We start from the raw sequence: 18538 nt of genomic DNA on the forward strand, positions 1-18538 counted from the left end.
AAATACTTATATTTATTATGCTTATTACTAGTGTTTTATTTGATGCTAGGCTTTTGCGTGCTTTTATACAAAAAGAAAAAAGCACAGATCATTTGACCTGTGCTTTTCTGTCGTTATGTAAGAATTTTATTTTAGTTTAAATCCTACCTTCGATTTTATATCTGTTGAAGATGCTCCGATGATTGCTTCAAAGTCTCCATTTTCGGCAACCCAGTCATGTTTATCCGCATCAAAGAAGCTTAGGGCTGACTTGTCGATAGTGAAAGTCACGGTTTTTTCTTCTCCTGCTTTCAGGTTTATTTTCTCAAAACCTTTAAGTTCTTTTACAGGGCGGGGAAGAGATGATTTCAGATCGCTAATATACAATTGCACTATTTCTGCTCCGTCTCTGCTTCCTGTATTTTTTACATTTACAGAGAATGTAATTTTTCCGTCTGCTGTCATTTCTTTCTTATCGGCAGATACTTTTCCGTACTCGAAAGTAGTATAGCTAAGTCCGTGTCCGAAAGGGAATAAAGGTTTGATTTTTTCTTTATCGATCCAACGATATCCCACGAAGATACTTTCTTTATAAGTAGCTTCTTTGTCTACACCCGGATAGTCGCCTAGCTTATGAGCTCCGTTGTCTTCGAGCTTCACAGGGAATGTGAAAGGCAGTTTTCCCGAAGGGTTTGCATCACCTGTAAGAATTGAAGCCAAAGCCGTACCTGATTCAGTACCGTTATACCATGTTTGAACAATAGTCGGAACTTCGTTTATCCAAGGCATTGCTACAGCATTACCCGAAATATTTACAACAACAAAGTTTTTGTTTGCCTTTGCCAGTTCTGAAATTACTTTGTCCTGACCATAAGAGAGGCTCAATGATTCGCGGTCATTGCCTTCACTATCCTGTCTGTCACTTTTGTTTAATCCTCCGATAAATATAACCAGATCAGCCGTCTTGGCAAGGCTTGTTGCTTCTGCTATCAGTTCGCTTGCTGAGCGTGAGTCGTGAAGGTCTCTCTTTAGCTTTACGCCGTTGTATTCGCTTGTAGGGTCACCTACATAGCCACGAGCGTATATAACTTCCGCTTGTGCTCCCACACGATTGATGATTCCGTCCAGTGGAGAAATTTCATATTTAGCTTTTAATGAAGAGCTGCCTCCTCCTACTGTCATTGGCTTAATTGCGTTTTCTCCAACTACGAGTATTTTTTTCGTTTTATTCAGGTCGATTGGTAATACCCCGTTGTTGTTCTTCAACAATACAATTCCTTCTTCTGCTATTTTGCGTCCTGCCGCTGCATGCTCCGGCGTTCCAAAAGAGCCCCAAGGACGTTTTGTGTTCATTGTAGTACGGAATGCAAGACGAAGAATATTACGAACTTTTTTGTCTACTTCTTCTACCTTTACTTCTCCCGATTGTAATAGTTTCAAGAATGGTTTTGCCAGGTAATAGTTGTCATAGGCATTGCTTGCCCCTTCACTCAGTCCATCAGTCCACGAACCGAATTCCATATCCAGACCATGATAAATAGCTTCCTTTGTGCTGTTTACTCCACCCCAGTCGGATACAACCACTCCATCAAAGCCCCATTCTCCTCGTAAAATGTCGTTCAGTAAATATTGATTGTGGCAAGCCCATTGTCCTTTATATCTGTTGTATGCACCCATTATAGCCCAAGCTTTTCCTTCTTGTACAGCCGCTTTGAAAGCCGGAAGATATATCTCGTATAGTGCACGATCATCTACATTTACATTTACTGTATGACGATCTATTTCCTGATTGTTGAGAGCATAATGTTTTACACATGCTGCTACTCCATTGGCCTGTACTCCCTGTATATAAGGCACTACCATATGTGAAGCCAGATAAGGATCTTCTCCCATATACTCGAAGTTTCTTCCATTGAGTGGCGTACGGTAGATATTTACTCCCGGGCCAAGTAGTATATTCTTGTTACGATATCGAGCTTCTTCTCCGATGCTTTTTCCATACAGCGCAGACATATCTTTGCTCCATGTTGCAGCCAGGCATGTAAGAGCCGGAAAAGCGATACACGAATCGTTAGTCCATCCGGCCTGATCCCATTCATCCCACAAAACTTCGGGGCGAATACCGTGAGGTCCATCTGTTGCCCAATTCTCAGGAATGCCTAAACGGGGAACTCCTGCCGAACTGAATTTAGATTGTGCATGGCACATGGCGACTTTTTCTTCCAGAGTCATTCTGGAGAGTGCATCTTCAACTCGTTGTTCAATAGGTTTTGTTTCATCTAAATAGATAGGTGTTTTGTTTTGCCCTATCATATTTAAGCTTATAGCTCCCATGATTAGGATGCCTAACAGCGTTTTTCCTCTTTTCAGCATAAGTATGTAATTAATAATTTAGTATTTTCTTCTTTTTGCAAAAATTGGTCGCAAATATAATCTTTTTATTATTCAGCTTTTAATATTTGAACCGATTCATTTCCAAATGCACGAAATTACAGAACTCGCCGGTACATTGTAGCTGAATGATTTGTTCCCAAGTTGTACAGTAACAGTGCGCTGTGCAGGGGCGTCATTTAGCAATACGATAGAATAGGTTTTGTCCGGATTTTCAAATGCCGAATAATAGATCCCTTCTACTGTTTGTCCTTCCGACTTAATGCGATGGCTACCCGGTTTTATAACCTTTGACAGATGAGCCATTGTATAGTAATGACTATTTTTGTCTGTTGTTTTATAATCGTTAGAGTCTATCGTGATGCAACCCAAACAAATATCACATCCGCCCGGACGGTCGGGGCCATGCTTGTCGTCAAGCATATAGTTCCACATGATAACTGCTTTGTTATAGTTGTTGATCGTACCGATACAAACCTCACGCATGTTCCACATTAAGTCTTTTGCAAATGAATATCCTTCACCCCAAAGCCCGATTGACATTTCTGTGAAATATAAATTCTTGTCAGGACGTCCGTTGTGAATCTTCAGCAACTCCTCTTTATCACCTCCATAGGCATGAAAAGCAGCACCATCGATATATTTTGCAGCATCCGCGTCTTCATATATTTTCAGTGGATATTGTTTCTGATCGAAGTTTTCGGCTTTATCTTCATCGTAGTTGTAATTATGATCATACACCAATATTTTAGTTTTTATGCCTGCTTTTTCAAAGGCCGGGCCTAGTGCAGATTTTACAAAGTCTCGTTGCTCCTGCCAAGTCATATATAGAGACATGGAATTACCTCTGTTCAACGGCTCATTTTGTATTGTTACAGCATCTATCTTGAAGCCTTCTGCTTCCATTGCCTGAATATATTTTACAAAGTAGGCAGCATAATCTTGATAATATTTAGGATTTAACTGTCCGCTTGTCCAAGAGTCGAAAGGTTTTAGCTCTTGCAGGTTGTTTACCTTCATCCATTTAGGGCAAGACCAAGGAGAGGCCATAATTTTCACAGCCGGATTAATCGCCTTTATTTCTTTCAGAATTGGAAACAGATCTCGTTTGTCATATTCATGCATAGCGAAATTTTCTATTCCCGGTTTGTCACAATATGTGTATTCGTCTAACGAAAAGTCCGAAGCCCCCAGTGATATGCGGATATAGCTGTATCCGTACCCATTCACCGGATCGAATGTTTCTTTCAGTAGTGTAGTTCTGTCCTCTGCTGTCATCTTTAAAAGATTATAACAACTTGACCCGGTTATGGCTGCACCAAAACCGTCCATTTCCTGATATTTCTCTTCAGGATATAGTGTTATTATATTGTCAGTAGCTTTTGCGTCTGATTTAGCAGAAAACGCTACCGAGTCTTTTTGCATTGTCTTTTCTTTATCTGCCGTAGTAGTGTATATTTCTACATACTCCTTCTTCTCGGTACAAGAGAATAGGATAGAACAGAAAAGTGCTGCGTAAACAATTTTTTTCATGAGCATTTAAATTATTCAAATTTCAAAAAGGAGTCTGCATAGAATGAATTCTATACAGACTCCACCAAACAATCTTATTTCAATATAAATGACGCAATAGCCAAATTCGGAACGTTATACACGAACCGTTTGCTTGTTGCTTGATCTTTTACTGTAAGATTAATACTATTGCCCGATTTATTCACAATCACAAGGCCTTTGGTGCCATCAGGATTTAAGAAAGCAGTAGCTGTAACTCCATCAGGAAGTGTCCCAAGAAATGAAGTACTAATCATTTTTGCTCCGCTTCGGCATACCTTACCAAAGTGCCCCAATAGATAATATTCGAGTTCTTTCTTATATATATCTCCATCTATGGTTACAATTCCTCTACAATCTTCACAAAAGACTCCTCCCGGAGTAACGGGTCCATGTTGCGAATTAAGCGCAACGTTGAACATCATATAGTTGCTAGATCCGTTTTGTATACATGGTACAAGAAAGTCTGTAAGATAATAGAATAGGGTTTCCATTTCTGTACCTGTATTCCATCCTCCTCCCGATAATTCTGTTTCATATATACTTTTATCAGGAAATTCTGCTTTAACAGGATTGATAGCCGATGGATTCCCTGCATAACCATGAAATGCTGTTCCGGCGATATATTGATTTGCGGTAGCATCTCGTAATACGTTGATTGCGTAGTTGTAAATGTCGAAGTTGTGATCTAGTATTAATATTTTAGTTGTAATACCCGCCGTTTTGAATTTAGGGCCGAGATATTTTCCTATTATTTCTGCTTGTTCCTGCCATGTCATTTTCATAGAAGGGTGAACGCCTGATTCGAAATCGGCTTCGTTTTGCAATGTAATAGCATCAATTGTAATTCCCTCAGCTTTCATTGCCTCTACATATTTTACAAAATAGGTAGCGTAAGCATCATATACTTCAGGTCCTTTAAGTTTGCCTTTATTTAATTGTCCACTACTCTTCATCCATGCTGGAGGTGACCATGGGCTTGCTATCAGCTTAATTTTAGGATTAATAGCCAATATCTCTTTCAATACAGGCAATAAATCACGCCTGTCAATTTCAGGAATTGCAAAGTTTTCTATCCCTTCTTTATCACAATATGTATATAGTGCCATTGAAAAGTCTGAAGCTCCAATGCATAGTCGCAAGCTCTCTAACCCTGCACCTTCTTTCGGATCGAAAAGCTCTTTAAGTACCTTTGCCCGAGCTTCGGAACTCATTTGTTGGAGGAGATATGCCGATGAGCCTGTAAGACCACCACCAAATCCATCTATTGTTTGATATTTCACAGTGGGATCGAGGCGCAATACAACGTCTGTAATGTCATTCGAATACTTGATCGGAAGCTCTTTCATCATATAAACTTTCGATTGAGTAGTCAGCCACATTCTTACGTCATTATTCTCCGTAGGCCCATTCTGATCATCATCTGTTGATCCCGGATCGGTATTATGATCGGTGCATGCTATAGCCAGAAGTAGAGATAATACAGGTATTAAATATTTTTTCATGTTTTTTTATCTTTTATTATTGGCCTGTACGTTTTTCGTACAGGCCAATAAGGATCTAAGTTGTGCTTAATTTAAGGAAGAGTTACACTCTCTGCTGTAACTACCTTAGTTGCCAGATTGATCGTTATTTTATAGTTGCCTGATACCGCTCCTTCTGCAGCATACCAGTTACCATCAGTCTTCCCTAAATCTGTATCTTTGGCCAAGATAGAAGGCATCGTGAAGTTTGTTGATTTCTTCTCATTAGCCCAAGATCTGTTTTCAAATGGTTTGAAGTTTGCTTTAGATGCATCGAAGTAGACTACAGCCTGATATGTGTCTGCTGCCACTTTACGGAAAACAATAGCTTGCAATGGGGCGTTGAAGTCCCATGCTGTATGTGCTCCGGGTTTCACTTTCGACGGATAACCAAGGCCTTCTCCGGCGGCAAGCAATACGTTTGGATATTCTCTTACCGAAGGATCTATTATGGCTACTTTGCGAGTTTCGCTATAATACAGATCATAGCTCCCTGTGTCGCCAATAAATTTGATCTTATCGTCAGCTGTACGTACAAAGTAATTGAGATCATATACAATATCTGTAGAAGCAAGATCGGCGAATAGGTTTATTTCCTGATCTTTCTCAAACGTGCGTGATAGTTTCTTAAATGCTTCACCACTCGCTGTTACATCGCCAAAGTTATCTATTACAAGGTCATTCGGATTGTATTTATCTCCGGCTAAGCTTGTTGTAAACTTATAGTTGTCAAATACAATATTTGTAATATAGTCAATACTTGTGTTCGCAGTAGTAATATAGTCACCGGTTTCATCTACCAATTGAACGGCTCCTGATTTACTTCCCCATACATGTCCTGAGAAATCGATCTGATTATCTGTAGTAATTTTCTCCGCTATTCTGTAACGGATACTATTTGCCTTGAGCTTAAGTTCAGATGATTTGTACTTATCAGATTTCAAAGCTTCAGGAGTTAAGGTAATTACCTGTCCATTATCCAGTACAAGATATAATTTGCTATAATAAGTCCTTTTTCCTTTTACTCCTGTGATAGTACCTGTCGTTTGATCTCCTTCAACATTGGTTAGGGTTAAAAGAACTTCAACGCTTGCGTCTTCTGGCAGCTCGCTTGTATAGGCCACCTTAAATTTAGAAGATACCTCGGTGCTATTACCAGCAGTGCGTATTGATTGCTGTGCAACAAGCACGTCATTCACTATCATTTTCATTTCCAATGTCGAAAGAGGAGTCGTAGGATCAGAAACTTTCGCCGTGATAGTAACAGAATCCCCATAAGAAAATGTAGATGGATTGATTGCCGCCGACTCAATTACCGGTGTTGAATGCGGAAATACTTTTCTTGTATCTTCTTCCTCACATGAGGCGAGGAGAATACATGAGCACAATCCGCACATAATTGCTTTATATATAGATTTCATATTTTTCTGCATTTAATTTATAGATTAATAGCCAGGGTTTTGAACAAGATTAACATTCAGGTCTAGTTCGCTTTGAGGAATCGGCCACACAAGTTTATTTTCATTCAGACGAGATGCATAAGCGTTCTGATGGTCGGAAGCGGATCTCATTACCTGAATAAAACGACCTCTGCGTTTAAGATCCATCCAGCGTTTTCCTTCGAAAGCAAACTCAAAACGGTTCTCATTTTCTATTGCTAGACGCATAGCATCTTTCGTATTAGCCGGTGTGTCAGCCAAGTCGACACGTTTTCTGATTTTATTTACCAGATTTTTTGCTTCACCTATGTTACCTAGCTCATTTTCTGCTTCGGCTAATAATAATATTGCTTCCGGAAGACGGAATATAACGATATTGCCGGCCTCTTGAGATCTGAGTTTATAGCAATAAGGATATTTGTTAGAAGGCCAATACTTGTCTGTCCATTTACCTGTAACATCTCCAAACATGATAGATGCATCTCTACGTACTACATCTCCCGCAGAAGTGAATGCTTTGTACAAATCCTGACTTGGCGTATTGAATTTTTTCCAGTCGATGCCGTAGAACATCTGGGCTCCCCAGTTTCCTAAAGTAGACCAGCTATTGTAATCTACTTCGAAGATGGATTCCTTGCAATGTTCATTTACCAGATTTACACTAGGAAGTACTCCGTTAGAAGGTGTTTCGGCAACGGCAAACAAGTCATCGTAATTATCCATTAATCCATAACGAGTATCGTCTACAACCGCTTTGGCGTACTGTTTTACTTTGTTCCAGTCTGTATTTTCAAAGCCGTCTTTGGTAGCATATACCTGTGCTTGTATAAGATGTACAAGAGCTTTGGTAATTTTAAACTTGTTTGCTGAATAATCCATCACGTTTGCTTCGGCATATTCCAAGTCATTTACAATCTGAGTATAGATATTTTCTATAGTTTCTTGTTTAGGATACAACAATGGGTATATAGTATCAATATTGCTAATGCTTATTTCAGGTACATACTGTGTAATTAAAGGTACACTTCCATATATGCGAACAAGATTGAAGTAACACAATGCTCTCATAAAATGAGCGTCACCTGCTATTTGGCCTCTACGTTGCTCTGTTAGTGCGGTATCTTTAATTTTAGGAATCCATTCTATAATTGTATTTGCCTTCGATATTTGAGAATATAGATACCCCCAGTCGCGCTTTACTCCACCATTAGAAGCTGAAACTCTAAGTTCATCAAATTGCATGGTCATCTCTTTTGGTTCACCGGCATAAGCGTTATCGGCTTGAGCGTCATTCATTATATACCAGTCTAGTTGCCAAAATTCGTTAGCATAATCATTATATGCACCTGTTAGCAATTGTTCCATTTGAGTGGCTGTGGTATATTCGGTAGAATGGTCTTTACCTCCCGATCCCCAGTTTTCATTTGTTAGTTCCGAATCAGGTGACTCATCAAGGAAGCTACTACATGAAGCAAAAGCCATACATGTAACTGCTCCTAATATTATGTTTTTTATATTGTATTTCATTGTATTCAATTTTTAGAATGTTAGATTAAGTCCAAAAATAAATGTACGAGATTGAGGATAAGTTCCATAGTCTATACCTAGCTGTGCTGCATTACCACTGTTTGTCCAGCTTAATTCAGGATCGTATCCTCTGTATTTTGTTAATGTAAACAAATTGTTTACTGTTCCATATACACTCAGCTTAGATAGACCCAATGGTCTCAACGTTTTTTGATTGAATGCATAAGATAAAGTCAATGATTTCAATCGAATAAATGAGCCATCTTCAACAAAGCGTGAAGAGTTTAATGAATTGGTAAGAGCTCCTGCTCGTGGTACGTCTGTAATCATACCCGGACGAACCCATCTATTAAGTACAGTTGTTGTTTGATTTTTGGAGTCGAACATTCCTTCAGCATCAATTCTTGAAGCGTTGAAAATATCGTTGCCATAAGACCCATTGAAGAATGCACTCAGAGTGAAATTTTTCCAAGAGAAATTATGTGTGAATCCAAATGTGAAATCAGGCTGTGCATTACCGATAATTGTTCTATCTCCTGAATCAATCACTCCGTCTTTGTCTACGCCTGCAACTCCATTGTTATTCAGATCTTTATAGATAATGTTTCCTGTGTCCGGATTAACTCCTTCTGCAACATATCCGTAGAATGCACCCAAAGGCAATCCTTCTTTAATCATGATTACATCATCGCCATTACTCTCTATATTAGCTACAGTAAACTGAGGAGTTAAACCTAGTTTAGTAAGCTCGTTTTTATTAAACGACATATTAAGAGATGCATCCCATTTAAATGCACCTGTTAGTATCTGTCCATTCAGATTAAACTCGAATCCTTTATTTACCATCTCTCCGTCATTACGCATCGGCAGTGATGTTCCTACTGTGGAAGGCAATGTGATATACAATAACAAGTCTGTGGTTTTTTTGTAATATGTTTCAAATTCTGCTGTTAGTCTCGAATTGAACAATGATAAATCTAACCCTGCATTATATTGAGTTGTAATTTCCCATTTCAAGTCACGATTTCCAAGTCTTCCCGGAGTTATAGCAGGTCCTTGTCCTGTGGTTTCTTGTTTGCTAATATTATATTTATCATATAGGTCATAGTTTCCGATACCTCCTTGGTTACCATTACGTCCCCATCCGATTCTTAATTTAGCATCGTCAACAACTGTGGTGAGAGGTGCAAAGAATTTCTCACTAGAGAAACGCCATCCTGCAGATAGTGAAGGGAAATACGCCCATTTATGATAAAGTTTTGAAGATCCATCTGCACGGAAATTTGCAGTGAATAAATAACGGCTTTCATAATCATATTGTACTCTTGCCAAATAAGACATCAATGAGTTACCATCTTTAGATGTATAAGCATTGTTGATTTTATTCGCCATATTCAGAGTCATTGTTTTGAAAGTAGTACCTTTTACAAAATCCTCTACAGACATGTAAGAGTTGTTGTGTCTGTAGCGTTGCATCGTAATACCTCCTAAAGCAGAGAAATTATGCTTATCATTAAATTTCTTACTGTAAGACAGGATGTTTTCACTTTGCCATGTCAAATAACCATCATCAACGTGTTCTCCACGTCCATTCGCTTGACGACCATATTGAGTCTTAATCGGATCGATAAATTTATCCCAAGTATGAGAAGTATAGTCTACTGAAAATCTAGGTTTGAAATGTAGTCCTTCTGCCAGGGTAAAATCTAATTCCAGATTACCCATAAAACGATATTCTTGGTTCTTGTCATAAGTGTTTGCTTGCGCATAAGGATTTTCCCATGACGACTGGAATGGATTTGTAGAATATTGATCTGGTTTTTCAGGATCCCATATAGGCATAAATGGAGGTGTGTTAAGTATAGACATAATAACACCGCCACGACCAGAGTTTGCATTGTCTGTTGCATCCATGCGTGAATTACGAGCAAAACTTAGGTTTGATGCAATCTTGAACCAAGGCTTAACTTCGGTAGAAAGATTACTTCTGAAAGAGTACCTGTCATAGTCGGCAGGAGAAATAATACCTTCTTCTTTTTGGTAGCCACCCGACACATAATAATTGGTTTTATCTGTGCTACCCGAAATAGAAACCTGATAGTTTTGTTGAACACCTGTTCCATACATTTCTTTGGCCCAGTCTGTATAATTCTGATTTGTACGGTCTACACTTATTCCTATTTCACTCATCAAATCATAGTACTGATTTGTATTGAGTGTTTTTATTTTTTTTGTAACATTTGAGAACCCTGCATACATATTCACGTCTACCTGAGTTCTTCCTTTTGCTCCTCTTTTGGTTGTGATAAGAACAACACCGTTTGCTGCACGGCTACCGTAGATAGCAGCAGATGAAGCATCTTTCAATATCTGCATGCTCTCAATATCAGTTGGAGATATATTGGTAATGTCATTCGTAATGATACCATCTACAACGTATATCGGGTCATTTCCTGCATTAAGTGAAGAAGCTCCACGCACGCGAACCTGAATCCCTACTCCGGGTTTTCCTGATGGTTGTATTACTTGTACACCAGCTGCTTTTCCTTGAAGAGCTTGTTGTGCCGATATAATCGGTCTGTCTGCCCATTCGTCGGCAGATACACTGGCTACAGATGTGGTGAGGTCGGCTTTACGTTGGGTACCGTAACCGATAACAACAACTTCGTCCAGATTTTGTAACGCTTCTTCTAGAGTGACATTGATAGCTGTTTTGCCCGCTACTGCAATTTCTTTAGTCTTCATTCCCACATAAGAGAATACAAGTGTAGCGTTGTTTGGTGCAGAAATAGAATATTTTCCGTCAACATCAGCCATTGTTCCGGTAGTAGTGCCTTTCACAGCTACACTAGCTCCGATAATAGGTTCTCCGGTTTGGTCGGTAACAATACCCGAGATGCTTACTACATCTTGAGCCATTACTGTGCCGGAAACCAACAAGGCAAAAATTAGACAAATCTTATACAAGAATTGTTTACTTGTTCGTTTTTTATTACATTTCATGATTTCTTTAGGTTTAAATGTGATTTTGGATTTTTAGTTACATAATAGTGTATGCTAATACTACTGTAAATTGTACAGATTAGAGGTTATAACTGTGAGTCATGCCATGGTATTATAAAAATTTAGATTATTGATTAGGAAATATTTATTTTCCGGTATTAATTATTTCAAAATTATGGGTATAAATGCCTGTAACTTTTCTTTGAACCAAAAAAGTAGTGTTTCGATATACTCATGTTTCTGTATTACAGTATATTGGTGTTTGTGCTGTAGGCTTAAAAAGTAGTGATCTTAAGGTGTTTTAACTTATCTATTTTTCTGTATTATGCCAATTTTCATCACTAAGTTCTCAAACTCGTCACGCGATACAGCGGCTTTATTCCGGGCTTTGGTGCGGTAATTATAGATCGTGCTTAATGAATAGCGAAGGAAGCTAGCAATCTTTACACTATCTGTTATTCCTAAACGGATCAGGGCAAATATCCGCAGTTCGGTATTGAGTAATTCTCCGGGCTTAAGAACTACCTGCTCTTCGCTTATAAGTAGGGTATTGAAGTCTTCTACAAATGTGGGATAAAGACTTAAGAATATATTATCAAAATTCTTATATAATTCTTCCAGCTCATTGTCAACAAAGGCTGTAGACTTTAGTGTTTTAAACAAATCATCCAACTGGTTATTTGCAGCCTTCTTATTCAGAGATTTGCGATAATCTTCCAGTTTAGTGATGTATGTTGAGCACAAATCGAAGAAATGGGCAATATATTCCTCTTTTATATGGTTTGATTCAGATAGTTGAATATTTACCTCTTTGAGTTGCTTATTGGTATCCGTAATTCTCTGATTCAGGTCGATCAGCTTTACATTCGCTCGATACAATTCTTTCCTTATTCGCGAAACTCTCTTCATTTGTTTGTATACGTATATCACTGCAACGATAAGGAATACGGTGAGGATGCTAATAAGTATAAGGTATAATTGCAGTTTACTTTTTTGTTTTGCCTCTTTCGCCTGATAGGCTGTATTGATGATTGAGTAAAACTCTGAAATGCCTATTGTTCTGAATCTTACATTGCAAAAAACAGCATCGTCGATAGACGACTTCGTAAATTTATAAGACTGATCTATGTCTCCTTCTTCATAGTAAACCAACGCCAGACTTTGTAGGGAAGCGTTATCCTTTATTGAGTTTTTAATATCCGACAGGGCTGAAAGAGCAAAATATTTTTTTTGCAGGTCTTGTTTCTTTTTATTCTCGCAGACTTTACCCAATAGATATGCGACAAAGGCATAATCCGGATCATCTTCCGCTATCTCATCCATGAGTTTTAGAAGGCGATTTTCGGCAATTTCTATTTGTCCCTGATAGAATATCTTCTCGGCATAGGTTATCCGATACCTTACAGAATTGGGGTCTAAAGCTGTAAGTAACGAATCTCTGTAAGCTTCATTTATCTGAAAATAAGCGTGCCTGTCATTGCTTTGGGCATAGTGTCCATAAAACTGACTATTGGACTCAAAGTAAAGTGGAACTAATTTTTCTGATAATGATTGTCTGTCAATATGATTTAATATATCCTTTGCTTCGAGGTACATACCTGTTGCAGAGTATAATAGCGACAAATTTAGATTGGTTTCGTTGATAACGTCCATGCTATTTAACTTCTTCGCTATATCTTGGTTCTTTTCCATATAGTAAACTGCCGAATCCATTCTGTATTTCCTGTATTCTTTCGACAGTTTGAAATTTATATCATATTCTTGGGCAAGAGAGAGATCTGATATGTGTAAGAGCTGTTTAAGGCTATTAATCTTTTGCTCTTTCTTTTCATCATAGTATTTCTTGTTGTTTATCGCTTTATTCAGTTCATTAATATAACTGTTCCCTATATCGTTTGCAGATACGATAGTAGCAAGAGAATATAAAAATAGGATGATTGGGAGTTTTCTCATATCATAAAGAGCTTATGAAACAGGATCAGGCTTTTTTACTTAACAATGCGAAGTTAATCAAAAAAATGTATCAATATATTTTATTTAATTTTTTCATTTATTCAAAAAAGATAAAAATTATGAGCTATAAGTACAAATAAGAATTTGTTTGCATCTTTTTTATCCCGAATAAGTAAGCATGACAGGATATTATAGTATTATATCGACTATAGATTGACTTTGTTTGCGAATTATTATGTAATATTATAGGGGCATTTAGTTTAAGATTTGTCTATTGATAAAACGATATTCTGACTATGAAAACAAATAAATATCTGAACACTATGAAAAAGTATCTCTTGTTAATCACTTTTATATGGATAGGCATCTATTGTTTAGCCCAACAGGTAAATCCTGGTAGTCCTACAATACAAGTGAAGGATCTGCAAGCAACCGAATTGCCGATTCGTATATCGAACGTAAACATAGATATAAAAGTAGTAGGTCCACTTGCTGTTACTACAGTTGAAATGACTCTCTATAATCCCAATAAACGTGTATTGGAAGGCGAATTACAATTTCCCTTGGCAGAAGGACAAAATATTTCGCGGTTTGCTCTCGATATAAATGGAAAGCTCAGAGAAGGAGTCGTTGTAGAGAAAGCTAAAGGGCAGGAAGTGTTTGAATCGATAGTCAGACGAGGGGTAGACCCCGGATTGTTGGAAAAAACACAGGGAAATAATTTTAAAACAAGGGTATATCCTTTGTTTGCCCGAGGGACAAGAAAGGTTGTGATTGCTTATGAACAAGAATTGCCGAAAACAGGTGATAATTATCGTTTCTTTCTTCCCGTAGAATACGGAAATAACGAGCTTGATAAATTTAATCTTCATATTACGGTATTTGGAAAAGAAACCCAACCAAAAATAGATAAAACACCTTGGGGAGGCTTTACTTTTAGTAATGAGGGAGATGTTTATCAGGCATCTTATTCTGCTCAAAAGTATAAAGGAAAAGGACAACTCGTGTTTTCTGTTGCTGTAAAAAACGATGCTCTTACTTTTCTTGAAAAAGGTATTATTAGCGGTGAAACTATTTTTTATTCTCAGGTTTTCCCCCCGCTGAAAGAACAATCTCGAGAGGTGCCAAAGCGTATTGCCTTGTATTGGGATGCGTCATCGTCGATGGATAGACGGAACTTTGATTTGGAGGCTAATATGCTGTCCGGCTATTTTAAAGAAATAGGAAATGTTACTGTAGATCTTCATACTTTTAACTGTTTTCTGGGTAAGGCTCAGACTTTCAATATTCGGAATGGAAATTGGAACGCCCTTAGAGAAACATTAGAGAAGGTTTCTTATGATGGAGCTACTCGGTTAGGAGCTTTGGATTTTGCAGATGTGAATGCGGATGAGATATTTTTATTCTCTGACGGGTTAAGCAACTTTGGAGAACAGATACAACAGATAGGTGGTACACCAATCTCTGTCGTTTGTTCTTCTTTAAGTGCAGACCATAGTCTGTTGACGTACTTGGCAACTGCCAGTGGAGGAAAATATATAAATCTTTTACAACAGGCTCCGTCTGATGCCGTAAAGTTACTGTTGAATCAAAACTTCAGACTGATATCCGCTCTCTATAATAAAAAAGAAATTAGTGACTTTACAGCGTCAACTCTTATTCTAAATTCCGAATCGGGGTTTTCGGTAACAGGAAAATTGAAAGCCGCAAAAGCTTCTATTAATCTTAATTTTGGAATAGGTGATAAAATTACATATACAAAAACTCTAACTATAGATTCCCGAGATGTGGCTAATTATGGAAATATAGTAGAGCGAGTGTGGGCTGAAAAGAAAATAACTCAGCTGGATATGTTATTTGATAGAAATAAGGAAGAAATCGAAGAACTTGGAAAGAGATATAATATTGTTACTCGTAATACATCATTGATTGTTCTCGAAAATCTTTCTGATTATATACAATACAGGATTGTGCCTCCAGCCGAATTGCTTGAAGAGTATAATAAGAGTGTAATGCAGATAGAAAACGATGAAAAAGCAGCCAGAGAAAGACAAATAAACGGAGTAATCTCCCTTTTTAACGGTAGGAAAACATGGTTCGAAAAAGATTTTACTCAACAACCTGAAAAAGTAGTATCTAAGCCGCGCTCAATAGCCTCCCCTTTTCTAAATGTTCAAAGTGGCTCGGTGAGAGGTGTTGTTGTAGATTCTTCCGGTGTGCCTATTATAGGTGCTACGGTAATAGTACAAGGAACAGATACCGGATCAATAACCGATCTAGATGGAAAATATTCTATTAATGCACGGAATGGGGATATATTGGTATTTAAATTTATTGGGTATGAGCCGAAGGCCGTAAAAATAGAGAACAATGTTGCAAATGCTATTCTTGAAGATAGCCAGATGATGCTCGAAGAGGTAGTAGTAGGTTATGGTATAGAAAGAAGAGTAGATGAGACAGGCTCTGTAAGTACTGTCTCTGCAGATGAGCTACAGTCACTCTCTAACGCTTTGCAAGGCAGGATGCAAGGTGTTCAAATAACAGAGGACACAGGAGCAGGCAATGAAATAGGGATAGAGAATACTGAAAACGGAATTTCCAACCAAGGATATCAAAGTGAAGATGTGAAAGCTGCAATAGAACTAAAAACGTGGAAATCGAATGCTCCATATATAGCCAAATTAAAATCGAAATCGGATGAAGATTTATATCCGGCCTATCTGGCTATTAAGGAGGAATATAAAACAACGCCTTCTTTCTTCTTAGAAGTAGCTTCGTTGTTTGAAGAAAGAGGGTTGAAAGAAAAAGCCTTAATAATTCTATCAAATCTGGCAGAGTTGGAAGCAGAAAATTATAGACTATTACGAGTCTTGGGTTATCGCCTGAAACAGCTTGGCTATAATGAGTATGCCATAGAACAATTTAAGACAGTATTAAGGCTACGCCCTGAGGAACCTCAATCTTATCGAGATTTAGGTTTGGCTTATGCTCAGAATAATCAATATCAAGAGGCTGTAGATATGTTGTACAAAATAGTAGAAGGAAGTTGGGATGATAGATTTCCTGAAATAGAGGTGATTGCCGTTGAAGAAATGAATCAGGTGATTGCTGAAGCAAATCGTAAAAAAGTGACGTTGAATTTATTGAATGTAGATGAAAGATTGATATATAGCATGCCTATGGATATACGCGTAGTTCTCAATTGGGATACAGATGATAGCGATATGGATTTGTGGGTAACAGACCCTTATGGTGAAAAGTGCTATTATAAATATAGGTTTACTAAAACAGGTGGTCTTATGTCATGTGATTTTACCGGAGGATATGGGCCAGAAGAGTTTATGATAAGAAAAGCCGTCAAAGGAAAATACATGATTCAGGCAAATTATTATGGTTCACAAGAGCAAACCGTTATAGGACCAACTACAGTTTATTTGGATATCTACACATATTATGCAACGGGTGAGGAAAAGAAGAAGACAATTACTTTACGTTTGTCTCAGAATAAAGAGGTGATAAATGTAGGAGAAGTTGAGTTTTGAAGATACATGTTATAGTTTATAACATATATATTGTTTTGAAGGGGGTGGAGATTATGATTCTAAGATGAGTCTTCCTCCCTTCATTAATGAAATAAATAATTACATATATTTTCTATATTATTTTCTGTTTCATCATCTTTCAAAATAGCTATATTCGCATAAATTAAAACCCTTTATTTATTATGAAAAAATGCCCATTATTAATTCTTAGCCTGTTTTTTATTTTGTCCGGCTATTCTCAAGTAAAATCATTACCCGATCTCCAACAAGAGTTTATAAACCTGCGTTTTGGAATGTTTATCCATTTCAATATCCCTACCTTTATGAGCGATGATTGGGCCGATCCTGATGCTTCACCCTCAATTTTTAATCCTCGAAAGTTAGACTGTAATCAATGGGCTAAAACCGCAAAAGAAGCCAACATGACTTATGGATGCCTTACCACCAAACATCATAGCGGCTTTTGTATTTGGGATACCAAGACTACAGACTATAACGTGATGAATAGCCCATTGAAGCGCGATGTTGTAAAGGAATACGTAGATGCTTTCAGAAAAGAAGGCCTTGAAGTAATGTTGTATTACTCGATTCTTGACACACACCATAAATTACGTCCGGGCTTTATTAGTACTAAGCATATAGACATGGTAAAAGCTCAGTTGACAGAACTTCTTACCAATTATGGAGAAATAAAAGCCCTGATAATCGACGGGTGGGATGCTCCGTGGTCACGCATTTCTTACGACGAAATACCTTTCGAAGATATATACTATCTCATCAAGTCTTTGCAACCCAATTGTCTTGTGATGGATCTGAATGCAGCAAAGTATCCTACTCAAGCACTATTTTATACAGATATAAAATCGTATGAACAAGGTGCTGGTCAGCATATTTCTAAAGACAGCAATTCTCTGCCGGCTCTGTCTTGTCTTCCAATAAATTCGGCTTGGTTTTGGAAAGAAGATTTTCCTAAAACGCCAGTAAAAGATCCGGTGAAATTGGTTAATGACAATATAATCCCATTCAATAAGGTCTATTGCAACTTTATTCTTAACGCAGCTCCGAACAGGGATGGATTGATCGACGATAATGCTGTTGCCGCTTTTCGCCGGATAGGTAAATTGTGGAAAAATGAAGGAGCATTAAATAACTTGCCTAAGAATGAAGCTCCGATTATCTCTTCGAATATAGCAAAGTTTAAGCCGGCAACTTCGAGTTGGAGCTGGGATATGCAGCTCATGGATTTTGCGAATGATGATAATTTCAAAACAGGATGGGAGTCAAATCCATTGGTAAGCAAACCATGGTTGGAGATAGAACTGGGAAACAATGAGCAACCATTCAATATGATTACAATAACTGAGAAAAATAACAAGAACGATATACAATCCTATAAATTGGAATACCTCCATAATGGAAAATGGCAGACTATTTTTTCAGGAGTAAAATCGGATGTGATTAAAGTTCATAGGTTTGATAAGGTATGGGGAAATAAAGTCCGCATATCAATAGCGGAATCTAAGGGCTCTCCAACTATAGCAGAATTTGGAGTTTATAACGAACGAAGATAAATTGAAAAAGAGGAAATTTTTAAAAAATCTCCTCTTTCGTTTATATCTATATTTTCGAT

The 18538-nt window shown here is 37.7% G+C and carries 9 protein-coding genes; 2 read left to right on the plus strand and 7 right to left on the minus strand.

The window, feature by feature from the left end; genetic code table 11:
* Positions 1–126: 126 nt before the first annotated feature.
* From LDB17_RS13360 to LDB17_RS13390, 7 genes are all read right to left on the minus strand, one after another.
* Positions 127–2313, minus strand: coding sequence for a glycoside hydrolase family 3 C-terminal domain-containing protein (locus LDB17_RS13360; protein ID WP_252637875.1), 2187 nt, complete (start codon positions 2311–2313; stop codon positions 127–129).
* A 135-nt stretch (positions 2314–2448) separates the two neighbouring features.
* Positions 2449–3903, minus strand: a complete 1455-nt coding sequence (locus tag LDB17_RS13365) for a glycoside hydrolase family 30 beta sandwich domain-containing protein (protein ID WP_252637765.1) — start codon at positions 3901–3903, stop codon at positions 2449–2451.
* A 74-nt stretch (positions 3904–3977) separates the two neighbouring features.
* Positions 3978–5426, minus strand: a complete 1449-nt coding sequence (locus LDB17_RS13370; RefSeq protein ID WP_252637764.1) for a glycoside hydrolase family 30 beta sandwich domain-containing protein — start codon at positions 5424–5426, stop codon at positions 3978–3980.
* Positions 5427–5497: 71 nt separating this feature from the next.
* Positions 5498–6865, minus strand: a complete 1368-nt coding sequence (locus tag LDB17_RS13375) for a DUF5016 domain-containing protein (RefSeq protein ID WP_252637763.1) — start codon at positions 6863–6865, stop codon at positions 5498–5500.
* Between the two features lie 24 nt (positions 6866–6889).
* Positions 6890–8410 carry a RagB/SusD family nutrient uptake outer membrane protein gene (locus tag LDB17_RS13380; RefSeq protein ID WP_252637762.1) on the minus strand — a complete coding sequence of 507 codons (1521 nt, stop codon included), beginning with the start codon at positions 8408–8410 and terminating at the stop codon, positions 6890–6892.
* A 12-nt stretch (positions 8411–8422) separates the two neighbouring features.
* Positions 8423–11413: a TonB-dependent receptor gene (locus LDB17_RS13385; protein WP_252637761.1), complete on the minus strand. Its 2991-nt coding sequence runs from the start codon at positions 11411–11413 to the stop codon at positions 8423–8425.
* A gap of 306 nt (positions 11414–11719) precedes the next feature.
* Positions 11720–13366, minus strand: coding sequence for a DUF6377 domain-containing protein (locus LDB17_RS13390; RefSeq protein WP_252637760.1), 1647 nt, complete (start codon positions 13364–13366; stop codon positions 11720–11722).
* A 323-nt stretch (positions 13367–13689) separates the two neighbouring features.
* Here LDB17_RS13390 and LDB17_RS13395 point away from each other — a divergent pair, with 323 nt between their 5' ends.
* The gene (locus tag LDB17_RS13395; protein WP_252637759.1) at positions 13690–16908 is read left to right on the plus strand and encodes a VIT domain-containing protein; all 3219 of its coding nucleotides are present in this window, start codon (positions 13690–13692) and stop codon (positions 16906–16908) included.
* Between the two features lie 182 nt (positions 16909–17090).
* Positions 17091–18479 (plus strand): alpha-L-fucosidase, encoded by a 1389-nt coding sequence (locus LDB17_RS13400; RefSeq protein ID WP_252637758.1) that lies wholly within the window; start codon positions 17091–17093, stop codon positions 18477–18479.
* The last annotated feature ends 59 nt before the right edge of the window (positions 18480–18538 follow it).

The organism is Dysgonomonas sp. Shenzhen-Wh21 (assembly GCF_043392705.1).
GTDB lineage: Bacteria > Bacteroidota > Bacteroidia > Bacteroidales > Dysgonomonadaceae > Dysgonomonas.

Excerpts from the sequence above, each read along its gene's own strand:
- LDB17_RS13360 (WP_252637875.1), bottom strand. The coding sequence starts at position 2,313 with ATGGGAGCTATAAGCTTAAATATGATAGGGCAAAACAAAACACCTATC.
- LDB17_RS13365 (WP_252637765.1), bottom strand. The coding sequence starts at position 3,903 with ATGAAAAAAATTGTTTACGCAGCACTTTTCTGTTCTATCCTATTCTCT.
- LDB17_RS13370 (WP_252637764.1), bottom strand. The coding sequence starts at position 5,426 with ATGAAAAAATATTTAATACCTGTATTATCTCTACTTCTGGCTATAGCA.
- LDB17_RS13375 (WP_252637763.1), bottom strand. The coding sequence starts at position 6,865 with ATGAAATCTATATATAAAGCAATTATGTGCGGATTGTGCTCATGTATT.
- LDB17_RS13380 (WP_252637762.1), bottom strand. The coding sequence starts at position 8,410 with ATGAAATACAATATAAAAAACATAATATTAGGAGCAGTTACATGTATG.
- LDB17_RS13385 (WP_252637761.1), bottom strand. The coding sequence starts at position 11,413 with ATGAAATGTAATAAAAAACGAACAAGTAAACAATTCTTGTATAAGATT.
- LDB17_RS13390 (WP_252637760.1), bottom strand. The coding sequence starts at position 13,366 with ATGAGAAAACTCCCAATCATCCTATTTTTATATTCTCTTGCTACTATC.
- LDB17_RS13395 (WP_252637759.1), top strand. The coding sequence starts at position 13,690 with ATGAAAAAGTATCTCTTGTTAATCACTTTTATATGGATAGGCATCTAT.
- LDB17_RS13400 (WP_252637758.1), top strand. The coding sequence starts at position 17,091 with ATGAAAAAATGCCCATTATTAATTCTTAGCCTGTTTTTTATTTTGTCC.